Origin of the sequence: Thermosynechococcus sp. PKX95, assembly GCF_031583295.1 — a bacterium.
In the GTDB taxonomy this organism is placed as follows: Bacteria; Cyanobacteriota; Cyanobacteriia; order Thermosynechococcales; family Thermosynechococcaceae; genus Thermosynechococcus.
In genome coordinates, this window is sequence record NZ_CP134171.1 from 1016686 (window position 1) to 1043526 (window position 26841).

Sequence of the window (26841 nt, forward strand, 5' to 3'; positions counted from 1 at the left end):
TCCCTTAAGCCAATTGTAACCGATTATTCCCTAGCTCCTTTTTGCTGCCAAACCGCTGAATCTGAGAGATGACTTGAATTTCCCCCGCAATAATCCCCGTAACCAGCTCCTGCATTGCTTGATATTCCGTGGCGCTCAGGGAACGCTGCCACAACAATTCATTGATCTGCCGCTCTTGAGCAGGGGTTACGATCCGAGTCGCCTGAATACGGCGGATTAGCTCCAGCAGCGTCATACACCAATCCCCTTGCAATTTGCGTGTATGGTCTCAACTATGCCAGTGCTTCACAAAGCTTAACTGTGATCAACAGCACACAAAGACGTTGATCTCAATCACAAGTTCCTATTTGAGACTGAAAATAATTGCTCTTTAGAACTCCACGTTGAGGGTGTCCCATGCCACCTGCGGATACAGGCGTTCGAGTTCCTCTAGGCAGGTAAACTTTTGCTGCCGCCGCCGCTCCAAAATCGCATTGGCTGTAGCAGCGTCAATTCCCAGTTTCTGCTGCATCTGCTGGCGCGTGGCACGGTTGATGGCGATCGCTGGCGCAATTTTCTGAGCAACAGCAACCGTTTTCTCCTCACCCCGATTGATCAGGATATCCCCTTTCTCTGGGGCAGTAGCCACGGCTGGATTGGCTTGAGGCGCGTCCCGGGGAATTTCGTAATGGAGAAAATCCTGCGCTAAGCGAGTATTGGGGAAAATGGCTTGTGCTTCCGCAAGCAGATCCTCCACCTGCACGGGATTGCCGGGGGCGTAGCGGGCACTAAAGTGGGTGAGGAAGAGCAATTTCACTTGGGCAAAGGTCGCCACCTGAGCCGCCATCGTGGATGTAGAATGCAGCCGTGCAAAAGCCAGATCCGCCTCCTGATGGGAAAATGTCGCCTCGTGGATGAGGACATCCGCCTGCTGGGCTAACTCAACCGCGCTTTCACAAAAGACTGTATCGGTGCAATAAACCATACTGCGCCCCCGCTGCGGTGGATCACAGAAGTCGCGGCCATCAAAGGTGCGGCCATCTGCGAGGGTGATCGTTTTGCCCTGCTTGAGTTGACCATACAGTGGCCCAAAGGGAATTCCCAAGGCTTGGGCTTTTTCCACATAAAAGCGACCGGGGCGATCGCTCTCAGTGACGCGGTAGCCAAAGGCAGGTACTCGATGATGCAGCAGCCGACAGGTCACCGTAAACTCGCCATCACTAAAGACTTCCCCCGGCTCGACGGTATGCACCTGCAACTTGTAGGGAAGCCGCATCACAGACCAGCGCAAACAACTGGCAATGTAGCGATCCAATGTCGGCGGGCCATAGACATCAATTTGACTCACGGTTCCCGCAAGGCCACAACTGGCAAGCAAGCCCATCAGGCCAAAGATGTGATCGCCGTGCATGTGGGTAATGAAAATGCGGCGGATCTGACTGGTTCGCAGGTCACTGCGCAGCAATTGGTGCTGGGTGGCCTCACCGCAGTCAAAGAGCCAAATTTCCTTGCGTTGGGGCAGCCGCAGAGCCACACTGGAAACATTGCGGGTGCGGGTGGGTACCCCAGAACTGGTGCCTAGAAATGTAATTTCCACGCTTAGTCGTCTAGGAGTTGCAGGTCATCAAAACGAATTTCCACGGTGCTGGTTTGGCCATTTTCATGGGTGCGCACCACCTGCCGGCTCATCAGGTAGTAATTGCCGACGGGCACATAGGTATCCTCAAACTCCATTTGCCGCAGCACTTCGTTGGTTTGCGGATTGCGGAAGACAGCCACATAGTTGGTGGAAATGTAGCCTGCACCGGTATCAAGGGCTTCACGGTGGGTAATGGCAAAGGCAACTCGCCCCATGACACGGCTGACATAGACAATTTGATTGTCCCGCACCTTGTAGTTCGACCCCATGGCGTCACCGCTAACGAGGATTTCCACTGCCCCACTGGCGTCGGTTTCCCCAGTTTGGAAGGTGTTTTTGCCGTGGGCCTCTTCAAAACGGTTGCGCTTGCGGTGGACAATCACATCCCGCAATTGGTTGTAGAGGGATTCGCGAACTTGTTCGTCTTCTATGCCACTCACTTCAACGGCGTAGTCGCGGCTCACTTTTACCTGCCCGTGGTACGTGCGATCGCCCTCAATGAGCGTGACCTTGGCCGTAAAGCCGGGAAAATTCTCATCCCATGTGTAACGATTTTCGTAGGCAACGCGAAAGAGCGCCTCAGCATCAAGAGCCTGTGTCGCTGGCATGGGGGCATCCTCAGTAACAGTCACATTGTTTTAAGATAACTCAATTTTCTGACCCCTTGACGACCACGTATATCTAGTGTTCACTAGGGTTAAATCATTGCGCACTACACTAGATGTATAACCCCTAGGGGGTCGTTCTCCTTTTTAACTGGACAGGAACACGATGGTGGCACAACTCGCGGTTTCCGTTTCTGAGGCAGGCTTGCCCCTAACCTATGGTATTGAGGGAGTGGTGCAGGTGTTTACCTGTCGGCAGCGGCACTTTTTCACCACGGTCATGGCGCAGGCGTTGCGGGTAGCTGCTCAAGGCAGCAGCGTCATCATTGTTCAATTGCTCAAGGGGGGAATTCAAACGGGGATTGAACACCCGATTCAGTTGGGACAGCATCTCACGTGGTGGCGACCGGCGCTGCAACGCTGTTTAGGAGAAACGGACACCCTGACTCCTCAAGAAAAGGCGGCAGTACGTGAGCTATGGCAGCATCTGCAAACGACGGTGCAAAGGGGGGAGTATCGTCTGGTGGTCTTAGATGAGGTGAGTGTGGCCATTCAACTGGGGGTGCTGAGTGAAGCGGAGGTATTGAACTTTTTAGAGAATCGTCCGCGGACGCTGGATGTGATCTTGACGGGACCTGAAATGCCGGAATCGCTGCTGGCGATCGCTGACCAAATTACACAGTTGCGGCGTTTAATTTAGGTTGGTTTAGGTCTAATTTAGGGCAGCAGAAACGGTCTCTAGCCACTCTAGCAAATACTCATTGACCAAATCGGGTTGCTCCTGCTGCACAAAGTGGCCACAGTAGTCCAAGTATTGAATTTTCAGTTCCTTGACGTAGGCTTCCGTGCCGTAGGTGAGTTCCATACCCAAGGTGGGGTCTTGGCGCCCCCAGAGCATCAAGGTTGGTACATCTAGGACGCCCCACTCCCGACTCCAGAGACTTTGCAACCCGGCACGGTAGTAGTTGAGCATTCCCGATAGGGCACCCCGTTGGGCGGCCGCATCCTGATAGCGGGCAATGTCCGCCGCCCGAATTGCCTGTTGGTTCACCGCTGCCCAGCGAAAGATTTGGGCAACTGCTCCATAGCCCCCCCACTCCAAGAGCAGCTCCGGCAGCCAAGGCAGTTGAAACAGCAGCATATAGCTACTGCGCAACCATTGCTCCAAACTCAACTGGTGGAACATTGCTGGATGCGGACAGGCTAGGACACTCAAGGTTTGAATCCGCTGCGGCACCGCATAGGCCACGCCCCAAGCCACCATCCCTCCCCAATCATGCCCCACCAAATGACAGCGCCGATAGCCAAGGCCGTCAATGACACCAACAATGTCGAGAATTAACTCGTCAAGAACATAGCTAGCGGTATCTTGGGGTTTATCGCTGAGATTATAGCCGCGCAAATCTAGGGCAACGACTTTGTGCTTTTCCGCCAAGACAGGAATTTGATGTCGCCAAGAGTACCAAAACTCGGGAAAGCCATGGAGCAGCAGCACTAACTCCCCTTCTCCTTGGGTGACATAGTGGAGGCGAATCCCATTGGAGACAATAAACTTATGGATCCACGGGCCTTCAATCATATGCACCTTGGGGGCTGGCACTTTACCACTATAACCAAGGGAACGCCAAAGGATAGGGTTGCCCCAACCTCGAATATCAACCCCCCCAAGGAATGCGCCGTGAGGGTAATCTGTGACCTCAGGAGTCAGAATGCTGCTCGTAGAAGGGCAAGGCTTACAATTCTTACCAATTTTTAATAGGCAAGGGTTTCGAGAGCCTGACGCAGGTAAGCGGTAACGCAAGCATCGAGATCCGTGGGCTGCTCAACGACAACACTGGCCTGCTTTTCACTGAGCCAACGCTGAAAACCCGAACTGTGGGCGATCGCCCGCTTCAGGGAGTTCCAAACCTCGGCGGAGGCTTGCGGGTTGGGAACCGTAACGCTATCCATAGATACTCTCCTAGTGGGTTTGGAGTGAGGGCAAGGATTCACCTATGGTTCTACGATAGCGTAGGAAACTTCCCCCGGCTGTATGCCATGTTACGATTTATTGCAGAATTTGCCCAAAACCTAGAAAAAGACGCGATGTTGCAGGCAGGGCATTTGCTGGCGCACCTGTTCGAGGCGGCTGGGTTCAATGGCCGCAATGGCGAGGCCGGGGCGATCGCCGGCATCCGCCAAAATGGTTCCCCAAGGATCCACAATCATGGCATGGCCATGGGTTTGCCGCCGCGCATAGTGAATTCCCGTCTGAGCCGGTGCAATCACGTAGCAGGTATTTTCAATCGCCCGCGCTTGCAGGAGAACTTGCCAGTGATCCTTACCCGTGAAGGCGGTAAAGGCCGCCGGCACAAACAGCACCGTTGCCCCCGCTTGGGAGAGCGCGCGGTAAAGTTCTGGAAAGCGAACGTCGTAGCACACCGACAAGCCGATATTCCCCAGTTCCTTACTGGGATAGACAGAGGGCAACTGCCGTCCCGCTAGCACTGTGCCCGATTCGTGGTAGATATTGCCATCGGGCAAATCGACATCAAATAAATGCACCTTTTGGTAACGGCTCAATTCTTCTCCGTTAGGACCAATGAGGACTGCTGTGTTATAGACTTTGCCTGCAGTTGCTGGTACTGGGTAGCCACCCCCCACTAAGGTAATCTGAAATCGCTGCGCCATGCGTTTCAAAAAAGCCTCAGTCCGCTCAGCGATTGTTGCCGCTTGGGCGACCTTCTCGCGATCGTCACCGAGAAAAGAAAAGTTTTCTGGCAACCCTACAAGTTCTGCACCCCGTCTCACCGCCAGTTCAATCAATTCCTCTGCCTGTGCTAAATTTGCCTCAAGATTCGGCTGGCTCGTCATTTGTACTGCGGCAGCGAGATAGGATTTCATGCCCATTGAAAAAAAGACAGCAATCCCTCATTCTATCGTCACAATCTGCCTAGGGCAAGTCTAGCGAGAACGCAGGTTCCGGAAGATCGGATTGCGTTGGGTCGGAAGCTGATGCTCATGGGCAGTGCGGTAGGCCCAAAAGACATAGCCGGCAATAAAGAGGTTCAACAGCACGACTAGCAGTAGCTTGGGACCACTAATGGGATGCAAGCGCGGCGTTTTTTGCCGTGTTTTTTGGGGTAGGAATTGAACGGCCATGGCTGCTCTCAGAACGCAACAGTTCCAGAGTCCACCATCATTAGTCGTTGTCCACTCTCAATTTGTCTTCTCTGGCCAATAATGGCGATGTTCCGGTTGCCCCTACTATAGATCGCTACCCCATTCGCCACCCAGCATCTGAAATGTTTTTTAATGCCTAGTCACAAAACTACACTATCGCTCAGACGCCCCCAACATGCCCCTAAAAAGCCATCCGCCCCCAAGGAAGGCCTTAGGAGCGGTCTGGTGGTTATCGTGGGTATCAACTGCTAGGAGAAGTGGCCTCCTAGGTGTGATTTCAAATCAACAGATGGAGAACAACTCTTCCCTAGAGCTGAGCTACTCCAAAACGACGACCCAAGCGTTTACTACTATCTGCCATGGGCATCACCTCCATCTCCCTGAACGGTAGTTTGCAAAACAACTGGCTTTAAGATAGCACACTCAAACGGTATTGTGGCAAGCGCTGGGCAAAATGAGCATGGCATCGCCAAAGGAATAGAAGCGGTACTGGCGATCGATGGCCTGTTGGTACAACTGAAGCAACCGTTCGCGGCCAATAAAGGCACTGACGAGCATCATCAAACTAGAGCGGGGCAGATGAAAGTTGGTAATGAAGCCCTCGACTATCTTGGGCTGATACCCCGGATAGATATAGAGATCACTCTTGCCACAAAAGGGCTGAAGGGTGCCGGATTGGGCTGCCGTTTCTAGGGAGCGAATAACAGTGGTACCGACGGCAATAATCCGTCCTCCGTCAGCTTTGGCGGCCTGAATCCGCTCGACGGTAGCAGCTGGTACCTCAATCCATTCTTCGTGGAGATGGTGATGGCGAATATCGCTGGCCTCCACAGGACGAAAGGTGCCAATGCCCACGTGGAGCGTCAAAAAACAATGATCAATGCCGTGATAGGCCAACTTACTCAAGAGTTCGGGGGTAAAGTGCAAGCCAGCGGTTGGCGCAGCCACAGCACCGGGACGGCGAGCATAGACGGTTTGGTATTGTTCAGTATCTTCAATGGGGTTGTCAATGTAGGGAGGTAAGGGCACTTCCCCTAGGTGATCAAGATAGGACCACAGGCGATCGCCCGGCGGCAGGTCAAATTCAATCACCCGGCCTCGGGTCTCCTCATCAATGGCCTGTACCGTTGCTTGCAGTGTGCCGATTTGAATCACGGCTCCAGGGCGCAATTTTCGTCCCGGTTTGACAAGGGCTAGCCACTGGCGATCGCTCAATTCTTCGAGAAGAAACACCTCAACGGTACGGCCAGAGCCGCCCACTTTTTGACCCCTCAGCCGTGCCGGAATCACCCGTGTATCATTGAGTATTAGCAAATCCCCCGGTTGCAACAGTTGCGGTAGCTCATAGAAGTGGTGATCGGTAGCAGTCTCCTGTGCCACCACCATCAGGCGGGAATGATCGCGGGGAGAAACGGGCTGTTGGGCAATCCGTTCCGGAGGCAGGTGATAGTCGTAGGCGTCGAGGGAAAAATCGTCAGAACTCGGCATTATTGGGGTGGGGTCAACGGTGAGGGGGATGGCTCTACCACAGAGCGATTCATAGAAGTCATCACAGCCAGAAAGCCAAGGGCAGCGGTGGCAACGCCCACAGCCACCAGCAGTAGCAGCCACGCTTGGAAACGAGACCTTTGGGCTGGCGGCGGCTTGGGTTGGGGTTGAGGGGGTTCCACAATCTGGGAAACCGTCAGGTCGAGATCCGCTGGATCGGGTGGGGGGACGTAGCCCATTGTAATGTCTGTCACCTCTGGCAACTCCCCTTGACAAACAATATCGCTGTAGTCCAAGTCAATGACACCCGCTGCATTCTTCACCCGACAGTGAATGAGCACCACCGTCACATTGTCATGGCCATTGAGGCGATTGGCAAGATCAATGAGTTGTTCGGCCGCAGCAGTGAGGGCAAGCTGACCTTGGAGCACAGGCAGGAGGTACTGTGGCCAGTAGGTTTCGACACGATTAAAATCACTGAGGCCGTCGGAACACAGCAAAAGAATTCCCTCTTCATCCAGTAAAAAGCGTTCTACTGTGGGGTGCAGATGCTGGGAGGGTGCCATCCCCAACGCTTGCACCAAGGAACCACCATAGGGCAGCTCAAGGGCTTGATGGTAGGTACTCATCCCCAAGCGCACATCACGGCTGGCCACATCGTCATCGAGGGTGAGCTGGTAGCAGCCCCAGCGGTTGATCCAGTAGGCGCGGCTATCGCCAATGTGGGCAAGGTAAAGATGGGCGTGTTCAATCAGGGCACCGACAACTGTGGTTCCCATGCGCTGGCGTTCGTGGCGCTGCTCCGTATCATTGCGTTGATTGATTGCATCATTGGTGCGGCGAATAGCGGTTTGAATCGCCTGTTCAACTGTAGCAGGGGACATCTCCAGCAGCTTGAGGGGGGTTAGCGTCTCCTCAAGAATGTCAATGGCCAAACCGGAAGCGACATCGCCCCCTTCATGCCCCCCGACGCCATCACACACGAGGGCGAACACCTGTGATTGGCTCGTGAGATCGCGCTCTGGAAAGCATTTGTCCTCATTGCGAGTCCGACTAGGCCCTTGGTCGGAGCGGCTAGCAATATCGTAGTGGTACTCATAACCGAGGTGATCGAGAGCCTGTTGAAAGAGGGTCTCTAGGGTGTCACGAATAAATTCAGGGGTGGTTTCCTGAGGATCCTGCATGTGTTGACACAGGATCGTGAAGGCCTGCTGAAAGTTTTCCCCTTGGTCGCTAAAACTGAAATGGGTTTGCCAGAATTTGCCAAGGTCAGTCAAGGTGGGATTATGGCCTGCTTGCAGTTGCAGCAGCCGCACAAGGGATCCCTCGGCTCGCAAAAGCTGGGGATTGAGCAGTGTGAGAGCCACATTTTCTGCCACCAAGGCTGGCCAAAGGGAGATGATTTGCCATAACCAGTTGAGGCGGCGTACTAAATTGGCTTTCTCCCAGATGGTGGTGAGGGGAGCGGCATGGGTGAGACCGGGGGCAATTTTGGCATCGGCAATGTCAATGCAACTGACGGGGGCATGCTCAAGGAGCAACAGTTCACCTTCAGGGAGGGAAAGGGCGCCAAATAATTCCGGGACATGGGGACGCTTGGGAAAGAGGCGCAGATAGGGACGGTAGAGCTGGGAGGTGTTGTCCACACTGGGCGCTGGCTCCCCCGGCAATAGGTCTAAGAGCAAGTGTTTGCCTTGCACTAGATAGCGATCGCCCAACAGTTCACCCACCCTGTAGGGATCCAAACCAGAACCGATCGCCCACAAGTAGCGTTTCAGGAGTGGCACCTGACAGTGGCAACACTCAACTTGGTGAATGGAATTTGCAGTGCCACACTCTGGGCAAATGAGATTAGGTGCAGGTGGATTCATCGCTTCAATCCTGAGGGGGCTGCCGCAGTCACAATCACCCGCAGCAGGTACGCACAACGTCTCTGATCCAGTAATTCGCTAGTCCATAGCAGCAGCGAATAGAATACATTCAATTCCCTATCCTAGCTTTTCTCCGGCAACAGCGGAATATCCCAGTGACAGCTCTTTGGCGATGGATCGAACATACTCAAAACGGTGAAAGCCCCTACAGAAGAGACTCACATCCCATATTTTAGACAAGGGCTTATTCAGCCCTGTCAACATCCCTGATGTTGCCACGAACTATCAAGATAGAATTAGAATAATTAATCCGGGGTAAAAAGGATCACAATTAGTGATACAAACTTTTGTAAGTCTTGTTTTTATTTGCCAGAACGATTAAAAACGATAGACACAACTTTAGACATTATTTTAACAGTATATCTTGGCGAAAGAGGGGCACTATGGAGCAATTGAATTCAGGCTTAAATTTGCAAGCCTTGGTACAGGCTCAGTTAGTGACGATCGCTCCAAGGGGTTCCTTCAATGAGATTCTCCAAGGATTACAAAGCAACCAAGGATTGGGTTTAGTCGTCGAAGAGCAGGGACAGTTTCGGGGCTTGATCACCCAACGGGAAGTGATCCGTGCCCTTGGTAAGGGTTACTCGCCACAGGCGATCACGGCTGCCCAGATCATGCTGCCATCGGATTATTGCCTGCGCCTCAGTGATCTCGATGATCCACTGGCGATTTTAGGGCGTTTTCGCTACTTGGGCGTGGATGCCCTTGCCGTGGTCAATGAATCGGGACGGGTTGAAGGACTGCTGACCCGCCAAGCCTTTCGGGAGAGCCTGCGCCCTGTGGATCTCCTGCGAATTAAACGGGTGGCGGAGGTGATGGTACCCGATGTGGCCACCATTGCAGCGGAAGCTTCGCTACAGGAGGCCGCTGTCCTGATGACCGAACGGGGGGTCACCAGTTTAGTGGTTCCTGAGGCATCCGCCTCGGGTGTGCTGCCGCGCGGCATTATTACGGAAAAGGATATTTTTGAGGCACTACAGGGCCAAGGGGGAGTGCTCACAGGAGCCGTTGGCAGTATTATGTCTCAGCCCGTGCTGACCGTGAAGCCCAATCAAAGTTTGTGGCAGGTGAATCATTTCCTCAAGGAGCACCAAGTGCGGCGGGTGGTGGTCGTGGACGATGATGGTCAAATGGTGGGGATTGTGACCCAAAGTAATCTTTTGGCGGCCATTGACATTACGGAAGCTCAAGGGGTGATTCAGGTGCTAACCCAAGAGCTCAATAAGGCCACGGCGGAACTGCGCTGGCAACTGTCACGGCAACAGGCGATTACGGTGGCGATTACGGAGAGCGAACAGCGCTATAACACTCTGATTAGTCATTTGCCCGTTGCGATCTATCGGCGCGATCGCGATCGCCTGTGGCGGTTTAGCTATGTTAGCGATCAGATTTATCACCTCACGGGTTACTTTCCCCAAGATTTACCGGATCTGCGCCAGATTATCCCAGCGCCGGATTTGGCCTTGGCGGAACGGGATATTGAACAGGCGATTCGGCAGCAGCGTGCCTACAGTACCACCTATCGCATTCAACACCGCGATGGTTGTTTCCGCTGGTTGAGCGATCGCGGGCAGCTAGATCCCCAGAGTCACATGCTCCATGGGGTGCTGTTAGATGTGTCGGAGCAACAGCGCACAGAAGAGCGGCTAAAAACTGCCCTAGAGCGGGAAATGATTGTCAGCACAATCATTCAGGACATTCGCCAGTCCATTCGCTTAGAGGACATTTTGCAGCGGGCAGTCACCAGTATTCAACAACTGCTTCTGAGCGATCGCGTGCTGATTTACCGCTTTTTAGCCGATGGCAGTGGCGTTGTGGAAGTGGAAGCCACCACCTCGCCGCAGTATTCAATCCTAGGTCAAGTGATTCACGATCCCTGTTTTAGTAAAGAGACAGCGCAGCGGTTTCTAGAAGGACGCACTGTGACCATTAGCGATGTCAATCAAGCGCAATTACAGGATTGCTACCGCGAGCTACTACTCAGCCTGCAAGTTCAGGCCAATCTCGTGGTGCCACTACTTCAGGGGCAAGACCTCTGGGGACTGCTGATTGCCCACCAGTGTCGTGGCCCTCGCCTCTGGCAGCGGGAGGAGCTGTTCCTACTGCAACGGATTGCTGAACCCCTAACAGTAGCACTGCAGCAGGCGGAGATGTATGCCGCGTTGGAAGCCGCCAATGCCAATCTGCAGCAGATGGTGTACATTGACAGTCTGACGGATATTGGCAATCGCCGCTGCTTTGATGAACTGTTTGCAAAGGAATGGCGACGCTGTCAGCGGGAGCAGCAGCCCCTGAGCTTGGTGATGCTGGATATTGACTGTTTTAAGGCCTATAACGATCACTATGGCCACTTGCAGGGGGATCAAATCCTCAAACAGGTGGCGCAAATTTTAGAGAGTCATCTACAGCGGGCGGGGGATTTGGCCACGCGCTTTGGTGGGGAAGAGTTTGCCCTGCTGCTGCCCAGTACGGATCAAGCAGGGGCTATCCATATTGTCGAAAAGCTCCAGCAGGCACTAGCGGAGGCAAATATCACCCACGCAAAAAGTACAGTCGGCCCGCAATTGACGGCCAGCTTTGGGATTGCAACGACGCTGCCCACTCCAGAGCATGAGCCAGCCATGTTGTTGCATCTGGCGGATCAGTGTCTCTACGAGGCGAAGACCCTTGGGCGCGATCGTTGGGTCGCCAAGGAACTATAGCGAAGTCAGAGGCAGATAAATACGCAACCATGCGCCGCCATAGTCGGGATGATTCGCCGCCTGCATATAGCCGCCATGGCATTCAACAATTTGGCGAGCAATGGCTAATCCTAGGCCACTACCACTACCGACGGGGGGCATCCGCCCTTCACTATCCGTAGGAATCACAAAGCGATGCCGCCGTGCCTGTGCCCGATAAAAGCGTTCAAACACATAGGGTAAGTCCTTGGGGGGAAAGCCACTGCCCGTATCAATGACTTCGAGACACAGATAGCCCCCCTCGCGATCGCTCAGCAGCCGCGTCAGCACTTGACCACCCACAGGGCCGTATTTAATGGCGTTGTCATAAAGATTGACCAGGAGCCGAAACAGTTGCGATTCATTGCCGCAGTAGGAAAATTGCTCTGGGCCTGTGTACTCGTGGTGAATGTTTTTAGCCGCAGCGAGGGGGGCGAGGGATTGCCACGCAGTATCAATGAGTTGGACAAGGTCAAGGGGATGCCGCTCAAGGCTATCGGCGGGAGTGTGACTCAGGCGGTTTAACTCTAGGAGTTCTTGAACAAGGAGGCTGAGGCGAATAATTTCCTCAAGGAGGCGATCGACCCAATCCCGTAAGGACTCCGGCACCCGTTGTTGTAGGGTTTCAGTCACCAAGCGCAGGGAGGTCAAGGGGGTTTTCAGTTCATGGGCGACATCCGCTGCCCAGCGATCGCGCTCATCCCGCAGCCGCACCACCTCTTCGCAGTCCTCAATAAATACACCCACATGCCCCTCGCCAAGGCAGAGTCCCCGTGCCCGCAGGGGTTTGCGCTTGGTTTGCCCCGTCGGTGTGAGGTAGGCATAGAGCCATTCCTGCTCCCGCATCGTTTCCTCTTGGCGCACCTCTTGGATGAGACAGTCCAATTCATAGGAGCGCACCAGTTCCAAAACAAGGCGGCCTTCGGGATGCACCAAACCAAGGAGCGATCGCGCCGCTTCGTTACAGCAGACCACGCAATTGGCCTCATCCACCTCCAAATAGGCAATGGGGGCATATTCAAGGAGCGTTTGACAGCGCAGCATTTTCTGACGGCAGCGTTCCTGTTCCTGAAGCTGTTGGCTGAGTAGGGTTCGCAAGCGTTGCCACGGTGAGGATTTGAAGGGGCGAGCCGCGTACTGCTCAAGGAGCGTCTCCAAAGCGTGTCGCACTTGCTGCCACTGCCAGAACCAGACCATTAGCCCCAACAGCAGGCCAACCCCAAAAAAGATCAACTCCATGCCTAAGTGTCAGAATCGCCTCTATTCTAGGATTATTCCGAGTTGGTTTGCCCTGTGATGTCATCACCCCTTTTGCGTGTGGAAGCACTTACCGTTGACTTTCGCCAAGCCGATCAAACCCTACGGGCAGTGGATGGCATTTCCTTTCGCTTGGAGCGGGGTCAGACCCTTGGCATTGTCGGTGAGTCGGGGTCAGGGAAGTCGGTGACCTGTTTGGCACTTTTGCAGTTACTCCTGCCGCCGGGACAGATCAGCCACGGCGAAGCGTGGTTTCAGCCAGAGCCAGAGGGGGAGGCCATTGACTTGCTGCGCTGCCCCCCCCGCCAAATGCAACAGATTCGGGGTCGCCAAATCAGTATGGTCTTCCAAGAACCGATGAGTTCTCTCAATCCGGTCTATTCCATTGGCTTTCAACTGGCAGAGGCCATTGATCCGCAGCAACGACTGCCCCAAGGGCAATGTCAACAGCGGGCGATCGCTCTCCTTGAGCAGGTGCATCTTCTCAAAGCGGCAGCCCCCCTAGAGGAGAAAAAGCGGTTTCTCCGTCGCTATCCGCACCAACTCTCTGGGGGACAGATTCAGCGGGTCATGATTGCCATGGCCATGGCCGCTTCGCCAGCGCTTTTAATTGCCGATGAACCCACCACTGCCCTCGATGTCACTGTCCAAGCGGCGATCCTACGGCTGTTGCGGGAGTTGCAGCAGCAGTACCCTCTCTCATTGATTTTTGTCAGCCATGATTTGAATCTGATTGCGGAATTGGCGGATCAGGTCGTTGTCATGTACCAAGGGCAAATTGTTGAATCGGGGACAGTTCAGCAGGTCTTTCGTCACCCCCAACATCCGTATACCAAGGGGCTACTGGCTTGTCGTCCCCGCTTGGATCAGCGTCTGGCGATTCTGCCAACAGTGGCGGATTTTCTAGCGGCCACGCCCCCGCGATTAGAAGTGATTTCCGCAGCGCAGCAGCAGGAACGCTTGGCGCATTTGGCGAGCCAACCCCCCTTGGTGCGGGTTGAACATCTCTGGGTCAAGTATCCCGTGGCGGGCAAGCAGCGCTTTGTCACTGCCGTCAGGGATGTCTCGTTTACGATTCGCGCCGGGGAGACCCTTGGCTTGGTGGGGGAATCGGGCTGTGGCAAAACAACACTGGGACGGACCCTCTTGCGCCTCCTAGAACCCGCACAGGGAAAAATTATCTTTGGCGATCGCGACATCAGCCATTTATCGCCTCGCCAATTGCGTCCCCTGCGGCAACGGATGCAACTCATTTTCCAAGACCCCTATAGTTCCCTAGATCCCCGCATGACCATTGGCGAGTTGGTGGCAGAACCCCTGCGGATTCACCGCCGTCATCAGTCGCGACGGCAACACCAAGAGCGGGTGGCCTATCTCCTTGAACGGGTGGGCATTGACCCCCAAGCCCAGAATCGCTATCCCCATGAATTTTCCGGGGGGCAGCGGCAGCGAATTTGTATTGCCCGTGCCTTGGCCTTGAATCCTGAGTTTGTCGTTTGTGATGAGTCAGTGTCGGCCTTGGATGTGTCGGTGCAGGCGCAAGTCCTGAATTTGCTCAAAGAACTCCAGCGGGAGTTTCAACTGACCTACCTCTTCATTTCCCACGATCTCAGTGTGGTGAAATTCATGAGCGATCGCCTCATGGTTATGTACAATGGCGAAATTGTGGAAATGGGTGACGCGGAAACCGTTTACCAACAGCCACAGCACGACTATACTCGCACGCTAATTGCCGCGATTCCCCGTGGTCTTTCCCTTGAGGCAGCCTAGATGTCCCCCGCCCTTGATCTTGAGAATACCCTTGCCACCCTGCGCCCGCTTCTTTGGCAAGCCCTTGAGCAACTGCGCCAGTTTTACCGTCAGGTGCAGGATCTAGCGGTGCAGGACAAAGGCGGTGATCCTGTCACCCTTGCCGATGAAACGGTTGATTGCTTTTTGCGCCACGCCCTCCAAGCTCATTTTCCGCCGACGCAGTTTGGTTATTTAACCGAAGAGACCTACACCCCAGGGCAGCCCTTGCCCCAGCCCTACCAGTGGATCATTGACCCCCTCGATGGCACCTACGACTTTTTGCAGCAAAGGGGGGAGTATGCGATTCACGTTGCCCTTGTCCATGAACATCGCCCTTGTTTAGCCGCTGTCGTCTGGCCAGAGCAGGAGGTGATCTACACTGCCATTGCCGGTGCAGGTGCCTATCGAGAGACGCGCCAAGGTGCGACGCGACTGCGGGTACAACCCCCCACTGAGGGGCAGTCGTTGCGGGTGGTGATGAGTCGGAGCCACGGCGGAGAGCGCCTACAGGCCTTTTTAAGAACCCTAGGATGCGTACAGCAAATTCCGATGGGGAGTATGGGCTGTAAAACGGCGAGTATTTGCCAAGGGGATGCAGATCTGTACGTCAACCTCACAGGGCGCAGTGCCCCGAAGGACTGGGATTTAGCGGCACCGGATTTGATCATGCAGGAGGCGGGGGGAGCCTTTACCTATGCCAATGGTGAGTTGCCCCGCTACAATCGCGCCGATGTGCAGCATTGGCCGCCCCTAGTGGTGTGTCATCCAGCTTTGAGTCGCACGGTGGGCGATCGCCTGCAAGCCTTTTTACACGAAAATCAAGGCTATTCTGGAAAATAGGCAAGTTCAGTCGCACAGAGGATAGGCCATGGTTTTTAATTGGTTTCGACGCAAGTTTGGTGGCAGTGGTGAGGAGCCATCGCCCCCTGCAGAAACCCCAACGGCAGCGCCATCCGCAGAATCCCCGCAATCTACAACTGAATCCACTGCTTCCCCCGGCATCCTCAACTGGGCAAAAACGGCACTCCAGTCGATTCAAGCGCGACAGCAATCGGAGAGTGCCGCGACGATTGAAACCATTGAAACCGCTGAAGAAACTCAAGAAACACCGCCTGCTGATGATGCCCCCGTTCCCGTCTCTATCGAGTCTGAAGAGACCGCTGTTGCTGAACCTGCCCCTGTCCAGCCCGTTGTGGAAGCTGAGTCGGTAGAACTAGACTCCTCCCTTGTCCTTGATGAGGGCTTTTTGTGGTCGGCGGAGGTGCTTGCCGCCCAAGGCCGGCGCCCAGAGGAGGTGGATATTGAGGAAATTACTTGGTTGCAACGTCTGCGCCAAGGTCTGGGCAAAACCCGTCGTGGCCTAGTACATCAACTGCGGGCGATCGTCGGCCAAGGCCCCTTAAGTCGGGATGCCGTCGAAGAAATTGAGATGCTGCTGTTGCAGTCGGATGTGGGGGTCAAGGCCACGGATCAGATTATTGCGGCGCTGCAAACAAAAATTCGCCAAGAAACACTCCCTGCCGATCAGGCGATCGCCTACCTGAAGGAAATTCTGCGGGACATTCTCGATCGCCCCTTTGAAGCCGGCTACCGCCGCGACTTTGCTCCGAAAAAAGGCACGCTGAATATCTGGTTGATTGCCGGTGTCAACGGCGTTGGCAAAACCACCACCATTGGTAAACTGGCCCACATTGCCACCCAGTCAGGCTATCGCTGTCTGATTGCAGCGGCAGATACCTTTCGGGCAGCTGCCACGGAGCAGGTGAAAATTTGGGGACAGCGCTCCGATGTCGAGGTGATTGCCAACCCCGGCAAAAATACCGATCCTGCTGCTGTGGTCTTTGATGCCATTGGCGCTGCCCAAGCCCGAGGCACAGAATTGCTGCTAGTGGATACCGCTGGCCGCTTGCAAAACAAGGCCAACCTGATGGAGGAACTCAAGAAAATCCGTCGCATCATTGATAAAAAAGCGGGTGATGCTCAAATTGAATCGCTACTGGTTCTCGATGCCACCCTCGGCCAAAATGGCTTGCGCCAAGCACAGGTGTTTGCAGAAGCGGCGCAACTCACTGGCGTGATCTTAACCAAGCTGGACGGGACGGCCAAAGGGGGAGTGGCCTTGGCGGTAGTGCAGGAATTGGGACTACCGATTCGCTTCATTGGTGCGGGCGAGGGCATTAAGGATCTGCGCCCCTTTTCCAGTTTTGAATTTGTCGAGGCCTTGCTCTCCAGTGAGGTGGAGGTGGCAGCATGAAGCTGGCCGATCGCCTGCGGTATTTCCAAGGCAATGTCTTTGACGCCATGGATCGGGCTAAGGCGGCGGTGGCGGCCACGGGACAGCCAATTGTTGATCTCTCCTTGGGGTCTGCAGATCTACCGGTAGCGGATCATATTCTTGCAGCCATTGAAGCCTCGGTGCGTGATGCCAGTACCTACGGCTATCAACTCTTTGCCAGTACAGCGGCCTTTCGACAGGCAGTGGCCACTTGGTTTGAACGCCGCTTTGGCCTCAGGGTAGATCCCGAGCGGGAAGTGCTGACGCTGATTGGTTCACAGGAGGGGACGGCGCACTTGCCCCTTGCAGTGATGAATCCCCAAGAGTATGCGCTAGTGCTTGATCCGGGGTATCCCTCCCATGCGGGGGGGGTGTATCTTGCGGGGGGACAACTGTATCCCTTGCGCTTGCGGGCAGAAAATCACTTTTTGCCGGATTTAGAGGCCATTCCGTTGCCGGTGCGAGAGCAGGCCAAACTTCTCATTCTCAGCTATCCCCACAATCCCACCACGGCGGTTGCGCCCTTGGACTTTTTCAAGACAGCAGTTGAGTTTTGCGATCGCCACGGGATTTTACTGGTGCATGATTTTCCCTACATTGATCTCGTCTTTGATGCGGAGCGGGCACCCTCGATCTTTGAAGTGGATCGCGATCGCCAAGTGGGCATTGAATTCTATAGCCTGTCTAAGTCCTACAACATGGGTGGGTTTCGCATTGGCTTTGCCATTGGCCGTGCCGACATTATTGCTGCCCTGCGCCAAATTAAATCGGTGATTGATTTTAACCAATACGCTGGCATCCTGCGGGGTGCGATTGCCGCCCTCACGGGAGATCAAACCTGTGTCCAGCAAACGCGGCAGATCTTTCGCCAGCGGCGTGATACCTTTGTCCAAGCGCTTTGCGACCATGGCTGGCCGGTGCCCCTCCCGCCAGCGACAATGTACGTGTGGGCAAAACTCCCTGACCCTTGGCAGCGGGATTCCCTGGGATTTTGCCAAGCCCTTGTTAAGGCAACAGGGATTGCCGCCGCTCCAGGCTCTGGCTTTGGTCAAGGGGGAGAGGGGTATGTGCGCTTTGCCCTCGTGCGCGATCGCCCCTGTTTAGAAGTGGCGGCTGCCCAAATTGCCGAATTTAGCCAAACGGTCGTTCAGGTGTCGGGCGCTAATCGCCCATGATCCATGCCAAGAGTAGGATCAGGCCGCCCCAAAGGACAATTGCAGGAATATGAATGGAGCGCAACACCTCTAGGGGAGTTAAAACTAGCACCTCCGTAAAGAGATGGGTGACCGTACAAAGAAGAATGAGCAAAATGATAAAGAACATGGCAACTCGCTCTAGGCATTGCCATAGATGGGAATCACGGCACCACTGATCGCAGCCGCTCCCTCGGAAATGAGATAGGCAATCAGGTCACCGATCGCCCGAGGACTCACCCAATTGACCGCTTGCGCTTCGCCCATCGCTGCCCGATTGGCAGGGGTATCGATAATGCTGGGAAGGATGACATTGGCGGTAATGTTTTTGCCTTTGGTTTCGGCAGCGATCGCCCGCGTGAAGGCCACGACTGCGGCTTTAGCAGCACAATAGGCAGCCAGTTCAGCCGCTGGTTCAACTGCACCCCGTGAGCCAATGGTGACAATGCGCCCATATTGCTGAGTCTGCATACGTTTGAGGGCGTGCTTACAAACCAAGAAGGTGGTCTCGACATTGAGGCGAAAACTCTGCTGCCAATCACTGAGGGCAAATTGTGCCGTTGCGCCCATGCTAAAGCCACCGACAAGGTGAACCACGGCATCCAATTGCGGCATGCGCTCCACGAGAGCGGCCACTTCACTTTCATTGTTCAAATCCGCTGCCACAAACCGCACGTTGGCCAACTCCGCTGCCGCCAATTGCTTTTCGAGGGCGTCTCGGGCAGCCGCATCAATGTAGGGCACCGTCAGCGTATAGCCTTGACTGAGGAGAACCGGCACTACCCCTTGACCGAGTCCGCCTGTGCCGCCTGTCACTAAAACCGCGCGATGGGCAAATCCCCTCATGGCTGATCCCTCAGTGTGAGTTGTCGTGCTCTGTAGAAGGTTTGCAAACTGTGGCGATCGCCAACGAATCGCCAGTGCCAAGGCTCATAACTCACCCCCTGCGGGTTATGACGGGGAAAGGACAGTTCAAAACTAAAACGCGCTGCATTTTTTTCCAGCCAGCGAAAGGCGGGGGTGTCCTCAAAAGTCTCCTTGAGATGGGTGTCTGGCCGACTGCCATCGCCAATATCAATGGCATAGCCCGTATGGTGTTCGCTATAGCCGGGGGGCGCACTCACCAATGCCCGCTCACTTGCCCGTTGTGCCCGTTGCTCCTTGACCTCAAAAAAAAGATAGTCCTGATCCTGTTTGGAGCGAAATCCAGAGAGGGGCATCAACACCACCCCCTCCTGCTGCGCGGCGGCGACCATCGCCCGGAACCGTTCTGCTGCGGCTCGCCGTAATTTAATTTGGCCATCGGCACTCACCGCTTCAAGTTCTGAGAGGGGCGCCTCTTCATAGGGCAGATGTCCCAGCAGATTTTCTGTTGGCGTTAGCGTTGGCTCCGTTTCCGTAGCCGTTGGCGATTCCGTGGGACGATTGAGGAACCACACGGCTCCCACGCCCATTAGCCCCACAAGGACAAGGGTGCTGGCGATCGCCCACCCCCCTCGCCGAGGTTCTACTGTGCCCTGAGTGATTGGTTGTAGCCGCTCCGCAACAGGAATATCTTGATCCATGACGCAGTCCCGTGCCTTTTTATGAGAATAGACGATTTTTCCTAGGGCTGGGCATACAGTTGCCAGTAGTTCCAGTAGTTCTCCAAGACATTCTTGACATAGCCATAGGTCTCAGAAAAGGGAATCGATTCCACAAAGCGATCGCTATCGGTCATATCAAAACGCTGCAACCACTGATTGACATTTCCCGGCCCGGCATTGTAACTGGCCAAGGCTAAGAGCGTGTTTTGATTGTACTGATTGTGGGTGTAGTCAACGTACCATGTGCCCAAGCGGATATTGTCCTCTGGATCCACAAGGGAATAGCTCTCTAGGTTCAACTTTTCGGCAATCCAAGCAGCCGTCTCTGGCATCAACTGCATCAACCCCGTTGCCCCCACCACTGAGCGGATCTGCTTTTCAAAGCGAGATTCTTGGCGAATCAAGGCCATCACCAATAGAGGATTTAAGTTGCGAGCTAGGGACCACTTTTCCACTAATTCCCAGTAGGGCAGGGGGTAAAGGGCATACCAGAAGCGGACATCGCGGCGAATGGGCGCAAAGAACGTTGCCACCTCCGGTTCACTGGCTGAGCGCGTAAACAAGTTTTGCAGCATAAAGATGCCATCGAGGTATTCCCCAACGCCAAGGCGAATCAGGCCATCAGTGAGTTGTTCTGCCGCTGTCGGTGTCACCCGATTGTGGAATTCCCACTGCCAGCGCTGCCAAGCCTCCTGAGACTGCCGCAGCAGGTACAGTTCGCGTAGGGTGGCACTCCCCGTGGCCAAGGGAAGGAGGGGCTTGCGATCGCTCGCCACTGAGGGTCGCTGTTGTCGCAGGGTTGTAAAGGTGCCCACGGGTTTCTTGAGCAGACTGGCGGCTCGCCAAGCATAGTAGGTGTGGGGATAGCGCTCTATGACCAGTTGCCAAGTTTGGCGTTGCCCTTGGGGTTGTCCTGCTTCCCCTTGCCATTTTCCTTGCCAAAAGGCGGCTCGCGGTGCCAGCTCACTCTCAGGGTTCAATTTGAGAATTTCGCTAACCCACTGTTGTGCCTGAGACCACTGCCGTTTTTGGGCAGCCCCTTGGGCCAGTTGCCAGCGCAGTTCCGCTGCGGCGCTGCTTTGGGGATAGGTCTTGAAGAGTTGTTGTTGGCTTTGTTGTGCCCCCTTGGTGTTGCCTAGTTCCTGATGAGCTTGGTACTGTGCCAGAAGGGCATCGGCAGCGATCGCGGGTGCTTGATTTTGCCTCGCTAACTGAAGACACTTGGCCAGCAAAGGGAGACGCTCCGCCGGTGTTTTGGCTAAACGGGCAAGGCGCAGTTGGGCAAGGGCTGCTTCGGAACTTTGGGGAAAGCGGTTGATCAGGGCTTGATAGGCGGCGATCGCCCCAGAGGTGTCCTCACTCAATTGACGTCCCCGGCCCACCCGATAGAGATTCAAGGGGGTTGGTGGTGCCTTGGCATAGGCCGCTGCTGCCGGAGCATACTGCATTTTCTCCCAATAGCCAAAGGCGATCGCTTCCCAATCGGCGGGCGTCAGTTGATCGGCGTAGCGCTGCCGCAAAATTTCAAGGTAGGTGCCGTATTCCTCAAGAAAGAGGCCGTGGCGTGCCACCAGCTTCAGGTAGGGCACTTGATCGGGATTTTTCTGTAACTGTTGCGCCACATAGTTGACGACGGCAGGATGCTGTGGAAAGCGGGCGATCGCCTTTTGCGGTTGATTGAGGCTCAGGAGTGCCACTGCCGCTTCAGGTTCACTGCCATAGTCCCGCAGCAACTGTTCCCACGTTTCCTTTGCCTTGCGGTTATCTCCCTGTTGCCGATAGGCCTCCGCCCGCAGCAGGAGAATGGGTGCGGCCATGGGACGGTAAGTCTGCTCAAGATCTTGGAGCCACTGAAGTGCAGCTTGGGGTTGCTGTTGACTCAGGCTTTCTACGGCCAAAAGATAGCGGGCGCGATCGCGCTTGAGGGGATCCGCAGACTCTGCCCATTGCTTTAACTCTTGCGGACTTTGGGGCGGCGCTTCAACAGTCAGCGTGTAAAGGGGCGAAGGCGATCGCCAATGGTACCAACTGAACAGCCCACCGCCAACCATCAGTGCCGCCAACAACAGCGACACCAGCCAAGGCCGTATGCCTCGCCGCTGCTTTCGTTTTGGGAGTGATTTAACCATAATTTGCAATTCCAGCCAGCAACCCCGCTCTCCAATCTCCACAGTAAACTAGGGAGTACAACCCTATTCTTATTAAGTATGTGGCGGTCTTGGATGCAGCAGTGGCAACTGGGTGCTAGCGAGGGGCGATCGCGCTGAAGGAAATCGAATTAACGACCTCACCCGCACATCGCCCTCCACTATGGCAATCTATGAAAAGATAAACCAACAATCGTAAACTTCGATGCCCCCTATGCCACGAATGGTCTGGATTGTGATTGGCTGCAATTGCCTGATTGCGCTAATTGCCCTGTGGTTGGCATGGCAGTTGGTCAAGCTGCGCCAGATTCTGCGGGGGGTGTCCCGTGCGCTCCTAGATGCGGAGCGGAGTACCCACGGGGTCTTAGGCGGTGCCCCTGAGGTGATTATCATTGGCCAGCGGGGGATAGCAGGCTTGCGATCGCAATTGCCCAAATGGCGGCGGCAACAGCGCAATGTTCGTCTGTTTTTAACCTTGATAAGCTGGATAGGGCGACATGGTATCCGCCTGCAAAGGAGAAAGCGATGAGTCAGCAACAGGGTGGCGGTGGTGCTTTTTGGGGGGGACTGCTCCTAGGGAGCGCGATCGGGACAGTCGTGGGGCTGTTGATGGCTCCCCGCTCTGGCAAGGAAACCCGACAACTCCTGCGCAAATCCGCTGATGCCCTGCCCGAACTGCTCGAAGACATTACTGCGAGTTTTGAGCAACATCGCGATCGCCTCTCAGAAACCACCCAAGAACGCTGGCAAGCCACCTTAGAACGGCTCAAGGAAGCGATCGCCGTCGGTATCGAAGTCACGCAGCAGCAGCGGCAAACCCTGCGGCGCGAAGCCAATGGCATGGCCTTGAGTGACCCTGATGAAGAGGATGCTGTCAATCAATAGCCTGCGGTGGGTCATGAGTCAAGAAATCATGAGCCAAGATAATGAGGAGTTATCCCTTTATCAAACAATCTCGACCGAGGGAGAACCCACCGAGATTTTCCAAACAAAACGTAATACAATCTTGCCATCACGTTTTTTGGTAACAGCACTGTTACAACCAACAGGATTCAAAGAAGGGGTACACCATCGTGGGAGTATTTAGTCGGCTATCACGAGACATCGGCATTGACTTGGGCACAGCCAACACCTTGGTTTATGTGTCTGGGCGGGGGGTGGTTTTAGAGGAACCGTCCGTTGTTGCCATTGATCAAAATACCAAACAACCCCTTGCCGTTGGCGTTGAAGCAAAGCGAATGCTGGGACGGACACCGGGCAATGTGGTGGCCGTACGTCCCCTGCGGGATGGCGTCATTGCCGATTTTGAGCGTGCCGAACTCATGCTGAAGCACTTTATGCGCCAAGTGCACGGCGGTAAGAATTTGTTTGCCCCCCGTGTGGTGATTGGTATTCCTAGTGGCGTGACCGGTGTCGAACGCCGTGCCATTGAGGATGCTGCGCGGGGTGCTGGGGCGCGGGAAGTGTATTTGATTGATGAACCCGTCGCCGCCGCCTTTGGTGCGGGTTTACCCGTGGAAGAACCGACGGGCAACATGATTGTGGACATTGGTGGTGGCACGACTGAAGTGGCGGTTCTCAGTTTGCAGGGCACCGTTTTGAGTGAATCCGTCCGCGTTGCTGGCGATGAAATTTCTGAGGCGATCGTCCAGTATTTGAAAAAAGTACACAACCTGATTATTGGTGAACGCACGGCTGAGGAGATCAAGATTCGCATTGGCTCTGCCTACCCCAATGACAGCTATGACTCCGAAGCCATGGAAGTGCGCGGACTGCACCAACTCTCTGGCCTACCACGCACAGTTACGGTCAAAGCAGAAGAAATTCGCGAAAGCATGGCCGAGCCCCTCTCGGCAATTATTGAAGCCATCAAGCGTACCCTTGAGCGGACGCCCCCAGAACTAGCCGCAGACATTGTGGATCGCGGGATTATGCTGGCTGGCGGCGGTGCTCTGCTACGGGGTCTCGATACTCTGATTAGCCATGAAACGGGCATTGTCGTTCATGTAGCAGCGGATCCCCTGCGGTGTGTGGTCATGGGTACCGGTCGGGTACTGGAAAACTTCAAAGACCTTGCTCGTGTCTTTTCCACACAACCGGCAGTGATGGGTTAAGGATCAGCAGCTATGGCTTTTCTGCTGCGCTGGTGGGGACGATATGCCGGTGGCTTAGTCCTTGTTGCTTTGGTACTCACAAGTGCTTGGATTTTGCGTGAGACCAATGGGGCAGCAATTCGTGAACTGTACCGCCTTCTTAGTTTGCCCTTTCAAGGCGCAGTGGACGATCAGCAAGCCTTGATTCAAGCCCGCACATGGCAACTGGAGCAGCAACTGGCCGCCGTCCAAGCAGAAAACCAACGGTTGCGGCGAATGCTGAATGCACCGATGCTGCCCAATTTCAATGGCCGCGTTGTGCCGGTGATTGGTCGCAGTTCCGATCAGTGGTGGCGATCGCTCCTCTTGGGGGAAGGCAGTCGTCAGGGTCTCACCATCGGTTCAGTCGTGGTGGGCAACGGTGGCCTTGTCGGGCGCATTACCAGCATTACCCCCAATACCAGTCGGGTGATGTTGCTCACGGATCCCGCCAGTCGAGTGGGGGTTGTGGTGGGTCGGACGCGGCAGATGGGGATTCTGCGGGGACAACTCAACCAGCAGGTGATTGTCGAGTTTTTAGAGAAAGACCCGAAGGTACAGCCCAAGGATGTCCTCTATACCTCAGCCTTGAGTAGTCTCTATCCAGCGGGCATTCCCATTGGTGAGGTGCAATCGGTAGAACTGAGCGATCCCACCCGCCCCCATGCCACTGTTATTCTGGGCGCACCGATTGATCGCCTTGAGTGGGTCACCGTCATTCCCTATGCTGAACCGACAGACACGTTTACGCCGAACTAGCCTCAACTGGTTGATTATTATTAGCTCTGTGGGACTCTGTGCCCTGCTGAGCTTTATTCACTTACCCAACCTGCATCTATTGGTGCCCGACTGGTTTTTAATCTGGGTGGTGGTGTGGAGTGTCAAGCGATCGTGGGGACAAGGGGTACTGGCGGGTATTGCCCTCGGTTGGATTCAAGATGGTTTAGTCAGTGCTCATCCTAGCCACGCAGTCAGCTTAGCTTTGGTGGGGGGGCTGACCGCCCTGATGCAAAAGCAGCGCTTTGTTTCTGAGGATTTTATTTCGGTTGCTTTGATTACCTTTGCAATGGCCATTCTTCAGCAAACGGTCATCGCAATCCAAATGAGCCTTGGTAGTGGCTTTCCCCTCGAGGAGATTTGGCAGCACCATCGGCAAGTCGCGCTTAGTTCAGCCATTATGAGTAGTCTTTGGGCACCCTTGCTCTATGCCCCCCTGAATCGCTGGTGGACGTGGTTGCGACAGCAGGAGTAGAGAGCGCAACAATAAACCCGCCTCATGCCCAACTTGCGGCAGCCACTACTCAATCGCTGCTTGCACTTCACCCATAAAGCCGAATGCCCATTCGATGCCCCTGTTTGAGCTTGCCCACCTTTTTGAAGTTCGCCTCAGATGCGCCAGACATTTCTGTTGCCCTTTCACCTCATCACCGTTATACACGCTGAAGTCATCCGAGACGAGTACCCCTGCAAATCCCTCACCTAATAGGGTCTCTAACTCTGCTCGTAGACGGCTGCCCGCCGCGTGGAATCAGCAAAATCCCCAGTCTCCGAGTGCTTCTACCGTTGGCTTCACGCTTTCTGCTGCTCTGGCATTCGTCTGTTGCAGTATCCCCACTCGGACAGTCGGCGTTCTGAGCGTTTATGAAGGTCACTGAATGGTGGTTTTGATGAAATTCAACTGAAGTTGTATAGCTATTCCAATAAGGAATGAGATATCATCCAGCACAATACTTGCGAATCACCTCATCAATCGAACTGTTTGACCCTGCATACATCCGCGCTCGCTTCAGCGCACTAAAGTCGTGCTCAATCACATTCAAATCAGGAGAGTATTTCGGTAAAAATAACACCTCGTGACCCGCCGCTTTCACCACTGCCTGAATCGCCCCTTTTGGATGAATCGGTGTCTTTCTGGTATCTATACCGTCCTGCGACTCAACTCTCTCTTTTCTGACGCTTCCCCGCTCGCTCTCCATCAATTCGTTGGCCTCGCGCTGACCACCCATACTCACACTCCACTCGAGAGTCAAACCCCCTCTCATCGATAGACACCACCGTTTCCTCCCCATGGCTCTCTACCCATGTGTCAAGCTGCTGTTGATACGCTTGTCGCTCTGCCTCACACCCTTCTTGGTAACGCATCTGTTTTTTTTGCGGGTGATGCTCATCTGGGCGAGGGCATAACTAATGGTGGAAACTTGGACGCCAAATCGCTGGGCACGGTCGATTAAACGATCATCGGAATGAGTAGCAACATCCGCTGCTAAGGCCGCCCAATCCAGCTTCCAAGGACGACGGGGGACAACCGTGGGCGCTAAGTCGTCTCGCTTCAGCCAGCGATGGATAGTGGCGCGGCTCACCTGAAAGATTTGAGTTGCTTCACTGATTTTGCCACCTTGCTTGATATAGGAGACAACCCGCTCTCGTCAGTCCAAGCTATAGCTCATATTCTTGAGTAACATTCATGACGCTTTGAGTATAGCCTATCCCTCTTGAAAATATCTCACTCCCTTTCGAAATAGCTATATTAGTCGCGCCCGATTTTCGGTGCTAGCTCAATATATCCAGCAACAATCTGAGATTGAGTGACTGCTCCCTCCGGTCGCCCGCCGCCTCACCACTACCTAACTGCTTTGCGGTATAGACGGAGCACTGCGGCGAATTTTGGTAGATTTATATTTCTTAATACTTATAATTTCTTAACGTAAATTTACAATATTCCCAAGTGCCGATAACGTCATGGTTTCCGTGATCTAAATCACATCTAAAAGCGCTTTTACGTGGAATTACGCATGATCCCCAAGTTGCGAAGTTCATAGAATAATAACGTACAGTAAATCAATCCTTAACGAGCAGCTATATCCCCTGTTGATCCCCCACAAAATTTGCCCATGGGTGGAAGTGGACAGCGGGAAATTAATAGATGCTGACATAAG

25 protein-coding genes and 2 pseudogenes are annotated in these 26841 nt (G+C 54.5%); 11 read left to right on the forward strand and 16 right to left on the reverse strand.

The genetic code is table 11. The features are described 5' to 3' along the window. Nucleotides 1-4: 4 nt before the first annotated feature. The 3 genes from RHH81_RS04730 to RHH81_RS04740 all read right to left on the reverse strand — a co-directional run bounded on the left by RHH81_RS04730 (nucleotide 5) and on the right by RHH81_RS04740 (nucleotide 2226). Nucleotides 5-235, reverse strand: coding sequence for a hypothetical protein (locus RHH81_RS04730; protein ID WP_149817400.1), 231 nt, complete (start codon nucleotides 233-235; stop codon nucleotides 5-7). 135 nt (nucleotides 236-370) lie between these two features. Continuing rightward, nucleotides 371-1576 carry a ribonuclease Z gene (locus RHH81_RS04735; RefSeq protein WP_206201291.1) on the reverse strand — a complete coding sequence of 402 codons (1206 nt, stop codon included), beginning with the start codon at nucleotides 1574-1576 and terminating at the stop codon, nucleotides 371-373. Nucleotides 1577-1578: 2 nt separating this feature from the next. Continuing rightward, a complete protein-coding gene (locus tag RHH81_RS04740) occupies nucleotides 1579-2226 on the reverse strand; it encodes a DUF3386 domain-containing protein (RefSeq protein WP_206201292.1) in 648 nt (215 codons plus the stop codon). Nucleotides 2227-2389: 163 nt separating this feature from the next. On the opposite strand from RHH81_RS04740, the gene RHH81_RS04745 reads away from it, so the two are divergent. After that, nucleotides 2390-2923, forward strand: coding sequence for a P-loop NTPase family protein (locus RHH81_RS04745; RefSeq protein ID WP_206201293.1), 534 nt, complete (start codon nucleotides 2390-2392; stop codon nucleotides 2921-2923). A gap of 12 nt (nucleotides 2924-2935) precedes the next feature. Here RHH81_RS04745 and RHH81_RS04750 read toward each other — a convergent pair whose 3' ends face one another. The 6 genes from RHH81_RS04750 to RHH81_RS04775 form a co-directional block, all read right to left on the reverse strand. Continuing rightward, nucleotides 2936-3802 (reverse strand): alpha/beta hydrolase, encoded by an 867-nt coding sequence (locus RHH81_RS04750; RefSeq protein WP_310743463.1) that lies wholly within the window; start codon nucleotides 3800-3802, stop codon nucleotides 2936-2938. Nucleotides 3803-3975: 173 nt separating this feature from the next. Further along, nucleotides 3976-4173: a hypothetical protein gene (locus tag RHH81_RS04755; RefSeq protein WP_206201295.1), complete on the reverse strand. Its 198-nt coding sequence runs from the start codon at nucleotides 4171-4173 to the stop codon at nucleotides 3976-3978. Nucleotides 4174-4293: 120 nt separating this feature from the next. Then, the gene (locus tag RHH81_RS04760) at nucleotides 4294-5106 is read right to left on the reverse strand and encodes a carbon-nitrogen hydrolase family protein (RefSeq protein ID WP_310743464.1); all 813 of its coding nucleotides are present in this window, start codon (nucleotides 5104-5106) and stop codon (nucleotides 4294-4296) included. Between the two features lie 60 nt (nucleotides 5107-5166). Continuing rightward, nucleotides 5167-5364, reverse strand: a complete 198-nt coding sequence (locus tag RHH81_RS04765) for a hypothetical protein (protein ID WP_206201297.1) — start codon at nucleotides 5362-5364, stop codon at nucleotides 5167-5169. Between the two features lie 444 nt (nucleotides 5365-5808). Continuing rightward, nucleotides 5809-6873 (reverse strand): tRNA preQ1(34) S-adenosylmethionine ribosyltransferase-isomerase QueA, encoded by a 1065-nt coding sequence (gene queA, locus RHH81_RS04770; RefSeq protein ID WP_206201298.1) that lies wholly within the window; start codon nucleotides 6871-6873, stop codon nucleotides 5809-5811. Continuing rightward, nucleotides 6873-8744 (reverse strand): serine/threonine-protein phosphatase, encoded by a 1872-nt coding sequence (locus RHH81_RS04775; protein WP_310743465.1) that lies wholly within the window; start codon nucleotides 8742-8744, stop codon nucleotides 6873-6875. The genes queA and RHH81_RS04775 overlap by 1 nt, the downstream gene beginning before the upstream one ends. Nucleotides 8745-9187: 443 nt before the next feature. Here RHH81_RS04775 and RHH81_RS04780 point away from each other — a divergent pair, with 443 nt between their 5' ends. After that, nucleotides 9188-11506: a diguanylate cyclase domain-containing protein gene (locus RHH81_RS04780; protein ID WP_206201300.1), complete on the forward strand. Its 2319-nt coding sequence runs from the start codon at nucleotides 9188-9190 to the stop codon at nucleotides 11504-11506. On the opposite strand, the gene RHH81_RS04785 is transcribed toward RHH81_RS04780, so the two are convergent. Continuing rightward, nucleotides 11501-12763, reverse strand: coding sequence for a PAS domain-containing sensor histidine kinase (locus RHH81_RS04785; RefSeq protein WP_206201301.1), 1263 nt, complete (start codon nucleotides 12761-12763; stop codon nucleotides 11501-11503). The two genes, RHH81_RS04780 and RHH81_RS04785, sit on opposite strands and share 6 nt — an antisense overlap. A 57-nt stretch (nucleotides 12764-12820) precedes the next feature. Here RHH81_RS04785 and RHH81_RS04790 point away from each other — a divergent pair, with 57 nt between their 5' ends. From RHH81_RS04790 to RHH81_RS04805, 4 genes are read left to right on the forward strand one after another with little or no spacing between them, the layout of a single operon-like run. Continuing rightward, entirely contained in the window at nucleotides 12821-14551 is a 1731-nt protein-coding gene (locus RHH81_RS04790) for an ABC transporter ATP-binding protein (RefSeq protein WP_302678996.1), read from the forward strand. Next, nucleotides 14552-15412, forward strand: coding sequence for a 3'(2'),5'-bisphosphate nucleotidase CysQ (locus RHH81_RS04795; RefSeq protein WP_310743466.1), 861 nt, complete (start codon nucleotides 14552-14554; stop codon nucleotides 15410-15412). A 28-nt stretch (nucleotides 15413-15440) separates the two neighbouring features. Continuing rightward, nucleotides 15441-16826: a signal recognition particle-docking protein FtsY gene (ftsY, locus tag RHH81_RS04800; protein WP_310743467.1), complete on the forward strand. Its 1386-nt coding sequence runs from the start codon at nucleotides 15441-15443 to the stop codon at nucleotides 16824-16826. Continuing rightward, a complete protein-coding gene (locus RHH81_RS04805; RefSeq protein WP_206201305.1) occupies nucleotides 16823-18022 on the forward strand; it encodes an LL-diaminopimelate aminotransferase in 1200 nt (399 codons plus the stop codon). Before ftsY ends, RHH81_RS04805 begins: the two co-directional genes overlap by 4 nt. On the opposite strand, the gene RHH81_RS04810 is transcribed toward RHH81_RS04805, so the two are convergent. From RHH81_RS04810 to RHH81_RS04825, 4 genes are read right to left on the reverse strand one after another with little or no spacing between them, the layout of a single operon-like run. Next, nucleotides 18009-18170: a hypothetical protein gene (locus RHH81_RS04810; protein WP_190278145.1), complete on the reverse strand. Its 162-nt coding sequence runs from the start codon at nucleotides 18168-18170 to the stop codon at nucleotides 18009-18011. The two genes, RHH81_RS04805 and RHH81_RS04810, sit on opposite strands and share 14 nt — an antisense overlap. 11 nt (nucleotides 18171-18181) lie before the next feature. After that, nucleotides 18182-18886 carry a 3-oxoacyl-ACP reductase FabG gene (fabG, locus tag RHH81_RS04815; RefSeq protein ID WP_206201306.1) on the reverse strand — a complete coding sequence of 235 codons (705 nt, stop codon included), beginning with the start codon at nucleotides 18884-18886 and terminating at the stop codon, nucleotides 18182-18184. Continuing rightward, nucleotides 18883-19605, reverse strand: coding sequence for a M15 family metallopeptidase (locus RHH81_RS04820; RefSeq protein ID WP_206201307.1), 723 nt, complete (start codon nucleotides 19603-19605; stop codon nucleotides 18883-18885). Before RHH81_RS04820 ends, fabG begins: the two co-directional genes overlap by 4 nt. A gap of 41 nt (nucleotides 19606-19646) precedes the next feature. Continuing rightward, nucleotides 19647-21755: a transglycosylase SLT domain-containing protein gene (locus tag RHH81_RS04825; RefSeq protein ID WP_310743468.1), complete on the reverse strand. Its 2109-nt coding sequence runs from the start codon at nucleotides 21753-21755 to the stop codon at nucleotides 19647-19649. Nucleotides 21756-21987: 232 nt separating this feature from the next. Between RHH81_RS04825 and RHH81_RS04830 the strand changes: the two genes are divergently transcribed. The 5 genes from RHH81_RS04830 (at nucleotide 21988) to mreD (ending at nucleotide 25157) form a co-directional block, all read left to right on the forward strand. Continuing rightward, the gene (locus RHH81_RS04830) at nucleotides 21988-22302 is read left to right on the forward strand and encodes a hypothetical protein (protein ID WP_310743469.1); all 315 of its coding nucleotides are present in this window, start codon (nucleotides 21988-21990) and stop codon (nucleotides 22300-22302) included. Then, entirely contained in the window at nucleotides 22299-22658 is a 360-nt protein-coding gene (locus tag RHH81_RS04835) for a YtxH domain-containing protein (protein WP_206201310.1), read from the forward strand. Before RHH81_RS04830 ends, RHH81_RS04835 begins: the two co-directional genes overlap by 4 nt. 188 nt (nucleotides 22659-22846) lie before the next feature. Next, the gene (locus RHH81_RS04840) at nucleotides 22847-23887 is read left to right on the forward strand and encodes a rod shape-determining protein (RefSeq protein WP_206201311.1); all 1041 of its coding nucleotides are present in this window, start codon (nucleotides 22847-22849) and stop codon (nucleotides 23885-23887) included. A 12-nt stretch (nucleotides 23888-23899) separates the two neighbouring features. Further along, nucleotides 23900-24664 carry a rod shape-determining protein MreC gene (gene mreC, locus RHH81_RS04845; protein ID WP_206201312.1) on the forward strand — a complete coding sequence of 255 codons (765 nt, stop codon included), beginning with the start codon at nucleotides 23900-23902 and terminating at the stop codon, nucleotides 24662-24664. Continuing rightward, complete coding sequence (gene mreD, locus RHH81_RS04850; protein ID WP_206201313.1) at nucleotides 24630-25157, forward strand: rod shape-determining protein MreD; 528 nt, start codon at nucleotides 24630-24632, stop codon at nucleotides 25155-25157. Before mreC ends, mreD begins: the two co-directional genes overlap by 35 nt. A gap of 45 nt (nucleotides 25158-25202) precedes the next feature. Here the strand turns inward: mreD and RHH81_RS13065 are convergent. Both RHH81_RS13065 and RHH81_RS04855 read right to left on the reverse strand, forming a co-directional pair. After that, nucleotides 25203-25373, reverse strand: a pseudogene (locus tag RHH81_RS13065) (hypothetical protein); the annotation flags it as partial. A 247-nt stretch (nucleotides 25374-25620) separates the two neighbouring features. After that, nucleotides 25621-26310 (reverse strand): annotated as a pseudogene (locus RHH81_RS04855) (IS630 transposase-related protein). Nucleotides 26311-26841 lie beyond the last annotated feature (531 nt).

Excerpts from the sequence above, each read along its gene's own strand:
- RHH81_RS04730 (WP_149817400.1), bottom strand. The coding sequence starts at position 235 with ATGACGCTGCTGGAGCTAATCCGCCGTATTCAGGCGACTCGGATCGTA.
- RHH81_RS04740 (WP_206201292.1), bottom strand. The coding sequence starts at position 2,226 with ATGCCAGCGACACAGGCTCTTGATGCTGAGGCGCTCTTTCGCGTTGCC.
- RHH81_RS04745 (WP_206201293.1), top strand. The coding sequence starts at position 2,390 with ATGGTGGCACAACTCGCGGTTTCCGTTTCTGAGGCAGGCTTGCCCCTA.
- RHH81_RS04750 (WP_310743463.1), bottom strand. The coding sequence starts at position 3,802 with ATGATTGAAGGCCCGTGGATCCATAAGTTTATTGTCTCCAATGGGATT.
- RHH81_RS04755 (WP_206201295.1), bottom strand. The coding sequence starts at position 4,173 with ATGGATAGCGTTACGGTTCCCAACCCGCAAGCCTCCGCCGAGGTTTGG.
- RHH81_RS04760 (WP_310743464.1), bottom strand. The coding sequence starts at position 5,106 with ATGAAATCCTATCTCGCTGCCGCAGTACAAATGACGAGCCAGCCGAAT.
- RHH81_RS04765 (WP_206201297.1), bottom strand. The coding sequence starts at position 5,364 with ATGGCCGTTCAATTCCTACCCCAAAAAACACGGCAAAAAACGCCGCGC.
- queA (WP_206201298.1), bottom strand. The coding sequence starts at position 6,873 with ATGCCGAGTTCTGACGATTTTTCCCTCGACGCCTACGACTATCACCTG.
- RHH81_RS04775 (WP_310743465.1), bottom strand. The coding sequence starts at position 8,744 with ATGAATCCACCTGCACCTAATCTCATTTGCCCAGAGTGTGGCACTGCA.
- RHH81_RS04780 (WP_206201300.1), top strand. The coding sequence starts at position 9,188 with ATGGAGCAATTGAATTCAGGCTTAAATTTGCAAGCCTTGGTACAGGCT.
- RHH81_RS04785 (WP_206201301.1), bottom strand. The coding sequence starts at position 12,763 with ATGGAGTTGATCTTTTTTGGGGTTGGCCTGCTGTTGGGGCTAATGGTC.
- RHH81_RS04790 (WP_302678996.1), top strand. The coding sequence starts at position 12,821 with ATGTCATCACCCCTTTTGCGTGTGGAAGCACTTACCGTTGACTTTCGC.
- RHH81_RS04795 (WP_310743466.1), top strand. The coding sequence starts at position 14,552 with ATGTCCCCCGCCCTTGATCTTGAGAATACCCTTGCCACCCTGCGCCCG.
- ftsY (WP_310743467.1), top strand. The coding sequence starts at position 15,441 with ATGGTTTTTAATTGGTTTCGACGCAAGTTTGGTGGCAGTGGTGAGGAG.
- RHH81_RS04805 (WP_206201305.1), top strand. The coding sequence starts at position 16,823 with ATGAAGCTGGCCGATCGCCTGCGGTATTTCCAAGGCAATGTCTTTGAC.
- RHH81_RS04810 (WP_190278145.1), bottom strand. The coding sequence starts at position 18,170 with ATGTTCTTTATCATTTTGCTCATTCTTCTTTGTACGGTCACCCATCTC.
- fabG (WP_206201306.1), bottom strand. The coding sequence starts at position 18,886 with ATGAGGGGATTTGCCCATCGCGCGGTTTTAGTGACAGGCGGCACAGGC.
- RHH81_RS04820 (WP_206201307.1), bottom strand. The coding sequence starts at position 19,605 with ATGGATCAAGATATTCCTGTTGCGGAGCGGCTACAACCAATCACTCAG.
- RHH81_RS04825 (WP_310743468.1), bottom strand. The coding sequence starts at position 21,755 with ATGGTTAAATCACTCCCAAAACGAAAGCAGCGGCGAGGCATACGGCCT.
- RHH81_RS04830 (WP_310743469.1), top strand. The coding sequence starts at position 21,988 with ATGCCACGAATGGTCTGGATTGTGATTGGCTGCAATTGCCTGATTGCG.
- RHH81_RS04835 (WP_206201310.1), top strand. The coding sequence starts at position 22,299 with ATGAGTCAGCAACAGGGTGGCGGTGGTGCTTTTTGGGGGGGACTGCTC.
- mreC (WP_206201312.1), top strand. The coding sequence starts at position 23,900 with ATGGCTTTTCTGCTGCGCTGGTGGGGACGATATGCCGGTGGCTTAGTC.
- mreD (WP_206201313.1), top strand. The coding sequence starts at position 24,630 with ATGCTGAACCGACAGACACGTTTACGCCGAACTAGCCTCAACTGGTTG.